The 12,291-nt window shown below is 70.3% G+C and carries 13 protein-coding genes and 1 pseudogene; 5 read left to right on the forward strand and 9 right to left on the reverse strand.

Translation table 11 applies throughout. The features are described from left to right. Positions 1-276 precede the first annotated feature (276 nt). Both DL519_RS50695 and DL519_RS49365 read left to right on the forward strand, forming a co-directional pair. Positions 277-897 carry a methyltransferase gene (locus DL519_RS50695; protein WP_449619119.1) on the forward strand — a complete coding sequence of 207 codons (621 nt, stop codon included), beginning with the start codon at positions 277-279 and terminating at the stop codon, positions 895-897. After that, positions 872-1,225: pseudogene (locus DL519_RS49365) on the forward strand (methyltransferase); the annotation flags it as partial. The gene DL519_RS50695 and the pseudogene DL519_RS49365, both read left to right, overlap by 26 nt. Positions 1,226-1,403: 178 nt before the next feature. Here DL519_RS49365 and DL519_RS05340 read toward each other — a convergent pair. The 8 genes from DL519_RS05340 to DL519_RS05375 form a co-directional block, all read right to left on the reverse strand. Beyond that, entirely contained in the window at positions 1,404-2,585 is a 1,182-nt protein-coding gene (locus tag DL519_RS05340) for a hypothetical protein (protein WP_190813136.1), read from the reverse strand. Then, positions 2,582-2,896, reverse strand: coding sequence for a type VII secretion target (locus tag DL519_RS05345; RefSeq protein WP_190813137.1), 315 nt, complete (start codon positions 2,894-2,896; stop codon positions 2,582-2,584). Before DL519_RS05345 ends, DL519_RS05340 begins: the two co-directional genes overlap by 4 nt. Continuing rightward, positions 2,896-3,315: a YbaB/EbfC family nucleoid-associated protein gene (locus DL519_RS05350; protein WP_190813138.1), complete on the reverse strand. Its 420-nt coding sequence runs from the start codon at positions 3,313-3,315 to the stop codon at positions 2,896-2,898. The genes DL519_RS05345 and DL519_RS05350 overlap by 1 nt, the downstream gene beginning before the upstream one ends. Positions 3,316-3,349: 34 nt before the next feature. After that, positions 3,350-4,180 (reverse strand): ESX secretion-associated protein EspG, encoded by an 831-nt coding sequence (locus tag DL519_RS05355; protein WP_190813139.1) that lies wholly within the window; start codon positions 4,178-4,180, stop codon positions 3,350-3,352. Then, positions 4,177-4,524, reverse strand: coding sequence for a hypothetical protein (locus DL519_RS05360; protein ID WP_190813140.1), 348 nt, complete (start codon positions 4,522-4,524; stop codon positions 4,177-4,179). The genes DL519_RS05355 and DL519_RS05360 overlap by 4 nt, the downstream gene beginning before the upstream one ends. A 20-nt stretch (positions 4,525-4,544) precedes the next feature. After that, positions 4,545-5,681: a hypothetical protein gene (locus DL519_RS05365; RefSeq protein WP_190813141.1), complete on the reverse strand. Its 1,137-nt coding sequence runs from the start codon at positions 5,679-5,681 to the stop codon at positions 4,545-4,547. Between the two features lie 70 nt (positions 5,682-5,751). Continuing rightward, positions 5,752-6,429: an alpha/beta hydrolase-fold protein gene (locus DL519_RS05370; RefSeq protein ID WP_190813142.1), complete on the reverse strand. Its 678-nt coding sequence runs from the start codon at positions 6,427-6,429 to the stop codon at positions 5,752-5,754. Positions 6,430-6,708: 279 nt separating this feature from the next. Then, complete coding sequence (locus DL519_RS05375) at positions 6,709-9,234, reverse strand: helix-turn-helix transcriptional regulator (protein ID WP_190813143.1); 2,526 nt, start codon at positions 9,232-9,234, stop codon at positions 6,709-6,711. Positions 9,235-9,360: 126 nt separating this feature from the next. Between DL519_RS05375 and DL519_RS05380 the strand changes: the two genes are divergently transcribed. Beyond that, positions 9,361-9,702 (forward strand): MmcQ/YjbR family DNA-binding protein, encoded by a 342-nt coding sequence (locus tag DL519_RS05380; RefSeq protein ID WP_029535083.1) that lies wholly within the window; start codon positions 9,361-9,363, stop codon positions 9,700-9,702. A gap of 12 nt (positions 9,703-9,714) precedes the next feature. Here DL519_RS05380 and DL519_RS05385 read toward each other — a convergent pair whose 3' ends face one another. Beyond that, the gene (locus DL519_RS05385) at positions 9,715-10,719 is read right to left on the reverse strand and encodes a LacI family DNA-binding transcriptional regulator (protein ID WP_190813144.1); all 1,005 of its coding nucleotides are present in this window, start codon (positions 10,717-10,719) and stop codon (positions 9,715-9,717) included. Between the two features lie 106 nt (positions 10,720-10,825). Between DL519_RS05385 and DL519_RS05390 the strand changes: the two genes are divergently transcribed. Next, on the forward strand, positions 10,826-11,713 hold the full coding sequence (locus DL519_RS05390; protein WP_223838467.1) for an amidohydrolase family protein: 888 nt from the start codon (positions 10,826-10,828) through the stop codon (positions 11,711-11,713). Then, positions 11,710-12,285 carry a cysteine dioxygenase gene (locus DL519_RS05395; RefSeq protein WP_190813145.1) on the forward strand — a complete coding sequence of 192 codons (576 nt, stop codon included), beginning with the start codon at positions 11,710-11,712 and terminating at the stop codon, positions 12,283-12,285. Before DL519_RS05390 ends, DL519_RS05395 begins: the two co-directional genes overlap by 4 nt. The last annotated feature ends 6 nt before the right edge of the window (positions 12,286-12,291 follow it).

The raw sequence follows: 12,291 nt of genomic DNA on the forward strand, positions 1-12,291 counted from the left end.
GGGGACCAGTCGCCGGCCGTCTGCCTGCTCGTCCCAGATCCCGGCGGCGCGGCACGGCAGCAGCACCCTGACCTCGGCGGCGCAACCTGATAGTCACGCCAGCCGGATCGTTGCCAGCGACTGACCAACACCGGGAGCGATCCGGCTTACGGGCCGGTGAAGCGTCCTGTCCCGGAGAAGGGCCAATATTCGGTTGGCAGGCATGCCACCCTCAACGTTTGTGAACGCGCACAACGTTTTGCCGCAATTCGAAACCTGGCAGGCTTGGCCACACCGATGGCTCTGCGTGTCGCGGTAACACTGGGCCTGCCGGACCGGCTGCGTGGTGATGGCGCCGCTGTCGAGCAAGCAGCGACCGAGCTCAACGTGTCACCGGTGGCGCTCGAACTCCTTTTGGGTCATCTTGCGGCCCTCGGAATCATCGAGCGTGCATCCTCGGGCTACCGGAATACCGACTACGGAGCGACGCTCTGCAGCGACGCCGGCAACGGCTTGACCAACTTCCTGCACCTGGACATGGCCGGCGGCCGCGCCGAGCTGGCGTTCGTCGAACTCCTGTACAGCGTCACCACCGGCGACGCGGGCTACTCACGCCGCCACGGAAGGGATTTTTGGGCCGACCTAGCCCGATATCCTCGCCTGCGCGAGTCGTTCGACCAGCAAATGACGCATCGATTCCGCAAACAGATCCCGCAGATCGTCGGCGGCTACGACTGGGGCCGCTTCTCCACCATCGTTGACGTCGGGGGCGGTCACGGTACCCTCCTCGCCGCGATTCTGACCGCTCATCCTCGGGTCAGCGGCCACCTAGTTCGACCTCGAACCCACCGCGACCGAGGCCGGCCGCACCTTCGGCGCGCACCATGTCGAGGACCGAGCCCAAGTGACCGCGGGTAGCTTCTTCGACCCTCTTCCAGAAGGGGCGCAAGCCTACTTGTTGTGCGACATCCTGCACGATTGGGGCGATGAACACGCGCACCGGATTCTTGGCTGTTGCGGTGAGGCCGTCCGCCCCACCGGCCGCGTTCTGGTCATCGAACCGGTCGGCGGACGACGCGGCGAAACCGAGTTCGATCTGGCCATGCTCGTGATCTTCGGCGGTCGGGAACGCCGGGTCGACGAGTTTCGCACGCTGGCCTCGGCCCACGGACTGGTCCTCGACACCGTGACCGACCTGACTGACCAGCGCTGCCTTCTGGAGTTTCGTGTTGCCGCCCCCAGCTGACCCTTGACCCAGCGGACGGTGCCTAACCGTTCCTGGAGCTTGAGCGGGAGTGAGTCCTCGACCAGTGTGTTAAGGGCTTTTTCCATCCCCACGTTCGATCATCCTCGGCACCGGGATCATCGCCATCGCACTGCCGGCCCCGGCAAGGCAGTCCGGCGAGCGGTGCTGGCCTGCGAGGTCACCGCTTTTCGTTAAAGCTCCCCGCCTCGAACTCACGCTGCTCGCGAGCGCCTGGTCGGTCGGAACTGTCCTTTTCCTGGGACTGTGCCGTGCGGGGCGGCAGGAACGGGGCCGCACCGAAGGGCATTTGGGACTGGGACTCGTAGGATGCCTGGGCCGACGCCGAGCCGGGTACCGCCGATCCTGCCTGGGGCACCTGCGACGGTGCATGGGCCTGCGACGACGGCAGGTGCGGCAACGGGGACGCACCCCCCGCGTACGACGCTTGGGCGGCTGCGGTTAAGGACGGCTGGAAAGTTCCCGAGTCGGGCAGCGCCTGGGTCTGCGCCACGCCGGACACGCTCGACGGCTGGCCCGGGCTCCCGACCGATCCCGCCACGGTCGTAGGCTTCCCGGACGTTTCGGTGCTCGCCTGGCAGCGCTCGCTGATTTGCGCGATCTTGTCGGTCACTTTCGACACGGCCTGCGCCGTCGAGTTGACGTGCGTCATCAGGTTCTGGCTGCTGGACAACAGGTTCTGCATGTGCCCGAGGATCCGCCCGCCGTATTCGACGGCGACCTGCACGGCCTGCGGGATCGCGGCCGCGATGCTCGCGCCGAAGGTCGCCTGGGCCGCGGCGAGGGCCTGGTTGATGATCATGATGATCTTCGCGGTCGCCTCGTTGACCAGGGTCGTGACCTCTTGGAGCGTCTTCGCGACCGCCTCGCCCGCGCCGGCTGCCGCTTCGGCCAACGCGACGCTTGCCTGGCCGAGTCCGTTGATCCCGTCCATCAGCTCCGCGCCGGTCTTCAGGTACTCCGAAGCCGCAGCACCCGACCATCCGCTGGTCTGCGAGCCGGCCGATTCCCGATACGAGTCGGAGATCGAGGAAACGGCCTGTCCGGCGGCCTGGAAGCCCTGGGCTCCCGACGAGACCGACCTCGGGTCACCGGCAAGCTGCTGCAGCGGTTCCGCCAGGAACGACACGGCTTCCGTGATGAAGCCGAAACCGGCCCCGGACAGCGCCGACAGCGGGTCGGGCACCGAGGCGATGATCCGCAGCCCCGGGCTCGCACCGCCGAAGTCACCGGACAGCCAGCCCTTGCCCTGCACCGCCTGCGTGGTCGACTTCAGGTCGTCGACGACCTGGGACATGCTCGACTGCCCCAGATCCGGCTGGTTCGTGGCAACTGTGGTCACGGCAAGTCCTTCCCGAGCAGCAGAGCGGCGTTGTGCTCATCAGAGCGCTGGTAGTCCTCGGCGGTCCGCACGAGCGCTGCGCTCACATCGTCCACAGCCGACGCTGCCAGCGCGATGGCGTCCGTGGCCTGGGTCATGGCGGTGCCCAACCCGGCCGTGAGGAACTGGACGAACGTGCCGAGCGCGTTCTCGGCCGGTTCGCCCGGCAGGCCTCCGCTAGCGGAGGACAGCCCGCTGGCGATGCCGGAGACCGTGTTGGCGTGCTCCCGGATCTGGGCAGGATCGACCTGGAAGTTGTTGGGTGCGCTCATCAGACGATCACCCGCGGGTTCGCGAAGTAGTCCTCGTCGTTGTCGATCGGGCGCGCACCCGACGTTGCGTCGACCCCGGTGGCGGGCGGCATGTTCTGCTTGACGAAATCAAGCGCGGGGCCGTCGCCGACGTAATCGGTCATGATCTCGACGACCTGGGAGCCGACCGAGCGCTGCGCTTCCTGCGCGGTGGCCAGGATGAGCTTCGCGAGCTGCTCGACCTCCATCGCGCGGGCCGTCGGCGTCAGCCGGATGTCCTCCAGCGCTCCGCTGGGGCCGACCTGGACTGCAACTTCGCCGCGCGGGGAAGTAGCGGTGCCGCTCATCCGGCTCAGGGTTTCGCTCGCGGCCTTGGCGTTGGCCGCCGCCCGCGCGAGCTTCTGGTCGTAGCTCGCCAGCCACTGTGCTGCTGAATCCACGGTGTTTCCTCCGACTCGTCCTGAACAGTTCGCGCTACCGCGGCGTGCGTGCGATTCCGGCCAGGTCGTCTAGCGCGAACCGGAGGTCGTCCCCTCGCAACGGGTTGATGCTCATCCAGCCGTTGCGGGCGGGGTTGACCCGAACCCGCCCGCGCAGACCGTCCAGCCAGGACAGTTCGGTGCCGGCCCGAACGCTGCCGTCGCCGCCCCGGCGCGTCGCGCCGAGCTGGCCTCGACCGGTCAGCGACGGGAGCAGGCCGGCGAGGTGGTCGAGCACGTCCGGATCACCGCCGCAGTCGCGAACGAGCTCGCGCAGCAGCCTTTCCTTCGCCGCGTCGTCCGCCGCGGCGCTGATCAGGTCCGCCGCGGTGCTGATCGCGCGTTCGGGCAGCGAGATCGGCATCGACCTGGCCGCCGCCACGTCGGGCACCATCGCGAGCAGCGAGTCGGTCAGCGCGTTCGCCACCACCCGGCGGATCCGAACCGGGCTGGCCGGGTCGTTGTCCAGCGGTTGCTCGCAGATCAGCGCCCAGGAGCGGTAGACCATCGCCACGATGGCGGTCGCCCCATCGCCGTCCACCAGCACGAGGTCGACGGTGCCTCGGTGCTCGCGCAGCGCCGTGGCCAACTCGGTCGCGGCGCCGGCCGGTCCGTCCTCGTCGGCGAGACCGCGGGCCTGGAGGGTCTGCCCAGCCGCAGCGAGCAGGACCTCGCGCTCACCGGCGATCCGCCCGAACGACGGCACGCGGAGCGGGAACGGGAAGGGCACGCCGACGTGGGTGGCGATCAGGTCGAGCTCGATCTGTCCGAAGTGGATTCCTTCGGGGGCCCCGCGTCGTGGGGTGCGCGTGGTCGCGGCCGTCATCTCGCGGCACCGCCCGTGTTCCGCAGCGCCTGCGCGCTGTCGTCGTCGGTTTGGATGTATCCGGTGACGGTCGCCTGCAGCGCGGTGTGGAAGCTGTTCAGCTCGGTGTCGGCGGCGCTGATCTCACCGGTGAGCCCGTAGACGCCGGCTGCCTCGCGCAGCCGATTCGCCAGGTGCAGCGCGGGCGGTGCGGTGCCGAGCATCGGCATCCGACCGGCCAGCTCGCCGGCGGACGTCACCAGGCCGTTGGTCCGCTCGCCGATCCCGGACAGCGCCGTGACCTGCGACGCGAGGTCTTGCGGCGCGACCTGGTAGCCGCGCCCGGGGTTTCCTTCGGAGGTCAAGGTTCTCGCTCCTGTCCTGCTCAGATTCCGATGACCGGGGCGCTGGCCGGCCTGTCGTCGGCGAACAACTTCTGGTCGACGGTGGGCATGCGGTTCTGGTGCACCTGCTCTTCTTCTTCCTCTGCGCTGCGCCGCGCGCCGTGCGGCATCATGCTTCCGCTGCCCGCGCCGCGTCCGGCGAGACCGGACGTCGCGCCCGCCGGCGCCATCAGAGCACCCCCGAGCGCCCCGCCGAGTGCCCCGCCGCGCGTTCCCGCACCCAACGGGTCGGCGCCGCCGACCAGCTTCCCCCAGGGCACGCCGCCCGCCGAACCTCCGCCACCGAATCCGGCCGCGGAGGTTTGCGCCGGTGCAGTGCCGAAGGCCTCGGCCGCGGTCGACCCGGCCGGTGCGATCGCTCGGCTGCTGTTGTGGAGGCTCGCCTCGTAGCGCTGCATCACGTGCACCGCCTCAGCCTTCTTCTGGGCGGCATCGACGCTGGCGAGGAACAGGCTGCCGCCGCCGGCGGCCACGGCGCCGATGGCGGCACCCATCACGGCGCCCGGGCCGGCGCCGATCCCGCCCGCAGCCGCACCGACCATGCCCCCGATGACCGCACCCGCACCGGCGCCGGCTGCGGCGCTGGACAGGGCCATCCCGGTCGGGTCGCCGGGCGGCGGCGGCATCGTGTTGCGTGCGGCGGAGAGCGCGTCGCCGGCGTCCTGGGTGGCCTGCTGGACGGTGCTCGCGCGGGTGCCGATGTCGGAGGTCCGGTCCCCGAGCTCGCCGAGCCGGTTCGTCGCCAGGTCCGCCGCCGTGCTGCTCCAGTGCGACTGCATGACGCCCCGCTGCTGGCGCATCGAGTCCGCTTGGTCGGTCAGCTCGGTGCTGTGCCGCCCCCATTCGGCGGCGACCGTGCCGACGTCACCGACGTCGGCGTTGTCCCACAGCATCTGGTGGAGTTGTTCGTGGGTGTAGGCGTTCCAGTTCGTGCCGTCGGACGGGATCGGCGAACCGAAGTACCCCTCCCACACGTTGCGCAGCGCGTTCACGACGGGCTGCGCTAGCGCGCCGGCCGGCCCGGCCTGGTCCAGCACGGAGGTGGCGGCGCTCGCCAGTTCCTGCACACCGGCGGACGCCGTGTCAACGAGATTCGCTGTTCCGGAGTCGTCGATCATTCCCGGTCTTCTGCCTTCCAATCGGTGCCCCGGCTCGCCGGCGCGCCACCATCACGAACATTTTCTGTGGTCAAGGGTGTTTCAGCCGTGCCATGACCAAAGGCACGAAATGGTTCATGTCGGCCTGCAGGCATGCGTCCTGGTTGTGCTTGCCGGTACAGCCCGGCGCCCAGTTGCTGCCATCGCGGTGGTCGGAGAATTCGTAGGGGATGCCTGCCTCGGTCAAGTTGGTTGCCGTGACCAAGGCCGTCTGCCTGGCCCGGTTCTCCACCGCGGCCTGGACGGGGTCCACCGCCAGGCCGCCGCCGTCGGCGGTGTACATCGCCACGCCCATGCCGCGCAGCGATTCGACGTGCTGGGCGGGGCTCTGCCCGTTCCAGACGCCGTCGAGCGGCCACACCGGCGGGCCGAAGATCGATTCGACTGGGACGGTCGGCGTGCCGTACGAAGGCATCTGCGCGGTGCCGATGACAGCGGCGCGCATTTCCTGGCTCAACGGGTCGAGACCGCCGGAGAAGCTGCCCACGTAGCTGAACAGCTCCGGCCGGTGCTCGGCGTAGTGGAACGCGCCGAAGCCGCCCATCGAGTGGCCGGAGATCGCCCTGCCCTCCCGGGTGCCGAAGCCGACCTTGAAACGCGGGGGCGCGTTCGCCGCAGGCGCCCCGGACGCGGCCGTTCCCGACGCAGCGACGACGCCGACCAGCGCGGCGACCCAGCCACGCAGCACGGACCTGCGCAGGAGGTTCATGCGGTGTTCCACCTTTGATGTCGGGCCTGCTTCCCCTCGGCAGGCACCGAATAAAGATCATCATAACCGGCCCGCAGAATCATCAGCAACATTGCTGATGTTGTCGGTATCCCGTAGGTATGCCGCGTTGACGTCGCGCGATTCGCGCACGTCGTGGCCGGTTGCGCGAAATGGTCGCCCAGGTTGCGCGAGCTGCTGCGACGACCGCGGCTCGACGTCGGGGCGAGGACTTTCGGTGCCACCGGCATCGGCGGCGGGCATTCGGGGCTGGTGGTGGCCTCAGCCACGATGCTCGAATCCGAGCACGATCTCGACGCGCGACGAGTAGCCGAGCTTGGCGAGGATCCGCGACATGTGCGAATCGACCGTTCGGACCGAAACGACCAGTCGTTCGGCGACCTCCCGGTTGGTGAGGCCCTGCGCGACGAGCTCTGCGACGCGCAGCTCCGCGGCGGTCAGGCTGTCCCAGCCGTGCTTCGGGCGGCGGCGGGGCCCCGTCGCGCCGCGCCGGACGCCGTACGCGCGCAGCGCCGCGTCGGCTCGCTGGATGGCGCCGGTGGCCGTCAGCGCGGCGTACCGGTCGATCGCGGTCTGGTAGGCAGCCCGGGCATCGGTGGGTCTGCCGGACGCGGCCAGGATCCGCGCCGCGTCCTCCGCCGCGCTCGCGGCGGAGATCGGCGATCCGTTCCGGGCGAATCCTTCGGCGGCGGTCAGCAGCAGGTCGACGTCGCTGTCGACCAAGCCCTGGCAGTACATCAGCGCATTGCGCTCGCCGGCTGATTCGCCGGTGCTCAACTCCCGGATCTGCGCGAGCAGCCGGGCAGCCAGGTCGTGGTCGCCGCCCGCGATCGCTATGCGCACGATCCGGGCGCCGACGGTCGAGACCGCGTGGCCGTGGTGGACCCCGACGGCGCCGTCGGCGAGGCTGCGCACGAGCTCTAGCGCCCGCTGCGCGTCGCCTTCCGCGTCGGCGACGACAGCGCGCGACAGCACGGTGATCTGCTCGTAGAACACGGCGACCCCGCGGCTGACGGACTGCTCGGCGAGCTCGACGTGGACGCGAGCACCGGGCAGGTCACCGCGGTTCAGCAGGATCGACGAGGCCACCCCGTGCAGCGGCCCGCCCATGCCGTACAGGTCGGGTAGGGCCATGGCCGCGTCGATCTCGTCGAGGGCTTGATCCCACAGCCCGTTGTTGAACGAGGCTAGCGCCGCGATGGTGTGTAGCCAGGCCAGCAGGCCCGCGCCGAACACCCGCGCGAGCGGACGCGCTTCCTCGACTGTCTGCAGCGCTGTCCGGTCCTGGCGCAGGTCTTGGACGACCGCGCGCAGCAGGCGCGACATCAGCCATTGGCCGCGGTCGGAGACCGCGATGTCGAGCAGTGCGTCCGCCTGGTCCAGCACCTCCAGCGCCCCGGCGAGGTTGCGGAACACGAAAAGACCCGTCGCGCGGACGTTCAGCAGGTACACCTCGATGAGCGGGTCGTGCGTGGCTTCGGGTGCCGCGACCTCGACGGCGCGCTCTGTGCCCTCCAGATCGCCGGCCAGCAGGCAAGCGGTGGCGTCGATCGCGGCGAGCCGTCCGGGGAGTTCCCCGTGCACCCGTTCAGGATCGAGGGCCCTTGCGGCGCCTTCGGGATCCATCTCCCGGATGCAGCTCAGGGCGAGCACCGCGCGCAGCCGGTGCCTGATCGGCGGGTCCGGATGCGCGGCCAGACTGGTGTTGGCGGCGCGCAGCGCCTCATCAACCCGGCCCGACCACATCAGCGCCTCGGCCAGCGCGGCCCGCAATGGGTGCAGGCGCGAATTTCCGGGCGGGAGCCAGGAAACGGCGCGGTCGAGCAGCTCCACGACCGCCGGTGTCGGCTGGGTGGCGAGGCGGTCGGCGTGGTCGTCGAGCCAAGCCAGGGTCCAGGCGTCCATCGGTGTGTGCGCGAGCTGTTCGGCGACCGCAGCGGGCGCGGCGCCGCGGCCCGCGAGCGTCCGCGCCGCGGAACCGCGCAAACCCCCCGAGGTCGCCGCCACGTCGCGGCGCACCACCGGATGCCGGAACCGCACCAGCCCGGCCTGCTCTTCGACCAGCCCTAGCGCGGCCAGCCGCGCGACCCCGGCCAGCACGTCCACCGGTGCCCTTTCGGCGACGGCGGCCAATTCGTCGACCGCCGCGGGTTCGTTCAGGATCGCGGCGAAACGCAGCAGGGCGGCGTCGCCGCCCGCCAGGTCGGTCGCCCGGGCGGTCACCGCCGAAGTGCGGTCGTCATCGGCGAGGCGGGTCAACAGCCACGGGTTGCCGCGGGCCTCGTCCGCAAGCCGCAGCAGCGATTCCGGCGGCTCCCCACCGGATACTTCGGCGAGGACAGCGCTGACAGCGTCGTCCTCCAGCGGGAGCAGGTCATGTACGACTGCCATTCGATCGAGCCGCTCGAACCGGGCGGGAGTAGTACCGCGATGCCGCCCGGTGACGACCAGTAGCGAGCGGTCGCGGAGTCCTTCGGCGAGCGCATGCAGTGCCAGCAGCGTCGCGTCGTCCGCGCGGTGCAGATCGTCGATCACGACCACGGCGGGCTCGGTCCACTCCGGCACACCGGTCGACAACTCCGTGCATCCGCTCGGCGGTAGCACGACAATCCGGTGCGACCGCATGCCGATGCCGCGCGCCGCAGCCGAGTGGGCGTCCAGCAGGGCGGTCATGCCGAGACCCGGATTTGCGCGCAGCATGATGAGCCCGCCGCGTCCGGCCCGCGCTTGCGCCGCGGCGTTAGCGAGCAGGCACAACGACTCGTCTCGTCCGAATAGGTCCACCATCGTTCCTCGGCGGGAGCTTACTATCGGTGGATCTTGCGCCGGGTCGAAATGGGGTAGTTGGGCTAGCCGCAGCCACGGGAGGTTGCTTGGTCCGGAACGTCGGCGGTGTGCGCCAGAATGCTGGGCATGGGTGTGCCGAGCGGTAAGTTCATGCGGATGGTGGACCGCCTCGCCGAGGTCGAGCGCGCGGAGGCGAGGGACTACACGTCGTTCAGCGTGCGCGGCAAGCGGTTCGGTTACTACTGGCCACGAACGGAGACGGTCGGCCTGAAGCAGACGCTGTCCGAGCAGATCGCACTGGTCGCCGAGCGCCCGGACGTGTTCGAGGTGCAGTTCACGGCAGGCGGATTCGGCTGGGTGGTCGTGCATCTGCGGGGGATCGACGCCGATGAGCTCAAGGAGCTCGTGTACGAGGCATGGCGGCTGTCGGCCCCTGAGCCCCTCGTCGAGGAGCACCCGACTCCGTAGCCCGAGGTCCGGTCACCGGCGTGGTCTGCCCACCGAGTCGCGGTGCTTCGGCTCCGGTGCGATCAGCTTGCGCCGGCTGCGCCGGTTCTTGTCGACCGCTTTGAGCACGCGCTCGACGACCGCGTCGACGACGGTCTGCACGTCCCAGCGGTAGGTGGACAGGGCGGGTGTCAGCAGTCGGGACACCGGATGATCGTCGTAGCCGAGGACGGACAGGTCCGCGGGGATGGCCAGGCCGAGATCGCGAGCTGCCTCGTAGACGCCGTAGGCCATCGAGTCGGTGAGGCAGAACGCCGCGGTGGGCCGGGGTTCCTCGGCGAGCGCGGTCCGCGCCACCTCGGCCGCGCCGGTCAAGTCGTTGGGGCAGGCCAGGACGCGCAAGCTCATCCGCAGTTCGCGCGCGACCTCGTGGACGACTTTCTCGGCCGGGCGTTGGCGCATCAGGCGCGGTCCCGGAGTCAGCACCAGGACCTCGTCGTGCCCGGCGGCGCTGAGGGTCTTCAGTGCGTCGGTGACGCCCAGGCTGTTGTCGAAGACCACCTCGGCGGCGGTGGACGCCCCGGGCAGCGGGTCGCCGATCGCGACGAGCATGGTCCGCTCAGCGGCTTCCGGCCAGTGCCGGGACGTCGGGTCGACCGGGATCGTGACGAGCGCGTCGACCCGCTGGTCGAGGAGGTTCTTGGCGAGCAGCGCCTCGCGCGCAGGGTCGGCGGCGGAGTCCATGAACAGGGTGTTGCGGTCCGCGGCGAGGAAGCGCCTGCCGAGCGTGGTGGCGAAGTTCTGCTGCCACAGATCTTCGAGCGAACTGCACAGCACGCCGACCATCCCGGTGCGCCCGCTGGCCAGCGCGCGGGCGACCGGATCGGCCTCGTAACCGAGGCGGTCGGCGACTTCCCGCACGCGCTGCTGGGTTTCCGGGGGGACCTGCAGGCCGCGGAGCGCGTAGGACACCGCGGCAGGGGAGAGCCCCGTCTCCGCCGCGATGTCCTTGATCGTGGGGCGCTTGCGGCGTTGCACCTGGAAAGCCTAGCGCGCGGCGGATGGACGCGTTCGGCCCTTGACCGCAAGCCCGCTGAGGCGGTTCACTGAAGCCGTTCACTGAAACGCTTCACAAGGCTTTGCCGTGCCCGGATTGATGATCGACGTGCACCAGCACCTGTGGCCTGCGGAATTCATCGACGCGTTGCGCGCACGGGCGAATCCGCCGCTGCTGCGCGGCTGGACCCTGCACGTGGCGGGCGAGCCGCCGTTCGAGGTGGACCCGGCCGACCACGAACCGGTGAAGCGCGCGGCCCGGGAAGACGGGATTGCGGTCATTTCGCTGTCCAGCCCGCTGGCCATCGAATGGCTGCCGCCGGAGGAAGCGGGCCCGCTGCTGGACGCATGGCATCGTGGCGCGCTGGAGCTGCCCGATCCGTTCCGGGTGTGGGCCGCGGCCAACGTGCTGGAACCCGACGCCGAGGTGGTGCGGGACGCGCTCGGCAGCGGATGCGTCGGCCTGCAGATCCCGGCCGACGCCATGCGGAAACCCGCTGACGTGGAATGCATCGCCCCGCTGCTCGCGGTGTGCGAGCAGCACGACCGACCGGTCATGGTGCACCCCGGCGCAGCGACTTGCCCGCCTGGCGTGCCCGGGTGGTGGCCGCCGGTCGTCGACTACGTGGCGCAGATGCAGGCGGCGTGGTGGTCCTGGCACGTCGCGGGCCGCGCGCTGCTGCCGGAGTTGCGGATCTGCTTCGCCGCCGGAGCGGGGCTGGCACCCGTGCACCACGAGCGACTGGTGGCCAGGGGCGGGGCGTTCGACCGCATCGACCCGGATGTGTTCGTCGACACGTCGTCGTACGGGCCGCGCGGGGTGGACGCGCTGGTCCGGGTGCTCGGGATCGACCCGGTCGTCCTCGGCAGCGACCGCCCCTACGCCGAGCCGACCGATCCCGGCCTGGGGGAAGCCGCCTCCCGGGCCATCCGCTGTTCGAACCCGCGTCGCCTGCTCGAAGGAGGACTACCGTGATCGGCGAATCTCACGCGACTGTCGAAGTGCCTGCCCGGCGAGCGCTCCCGATCGGCGAGGTGCCAACCGGTTTCACCCTCGAAACCCTGCCCGGCCGCTGCCTGGACCCGCGCGAGCTGCTCGGCCTGGTCGCGGACCTGGCGCGCCGACCGGAGCTGTGGCGGCACCACGTCGCTTTCAGCGACTACAAGCGGCATTACGCATCGCTACACCGGGACGCGCACGTCGACGTGTGGGTTCTGTGCTGGATGCCGGAGAACGACACGGGCTGGCACGACCACGACATCTCCTCGTTCGCGGTCGCGGTGGCCGGGGGTGCGCTCGTCGAGCACAACCTGGCGGTGGCCGGGCCGAGCTTGGCGACCGAGGTCGGCGCCGGCTTCGTGTTCGGCTGCGGCCCCGAGCACATCCACCGGCTCACGGGCAAAGAGCGCAGGAGCGTCTCGATCCACGCGTACTCCCCACCGCTGTGGCGGATGGGGCAGTACGCCGTGTCCGGCGGCGTGATCCGGCGAGTTTCCGTGTCGTACGCCGAGGAGCTGCGTCCCATCGACGACACAGCCCTCATCTGACGCTGC

Source organism: Saccharopolyspora pogona (assembly GCF_014697215.1).
Classification (GTDB): Bacteria; Actinomycetota; Actinomycetes; order Mycobacteriales; family Pseudonocardiaceae; genus Saccharopolyspora; species Saccharopolyspora hattusasensis.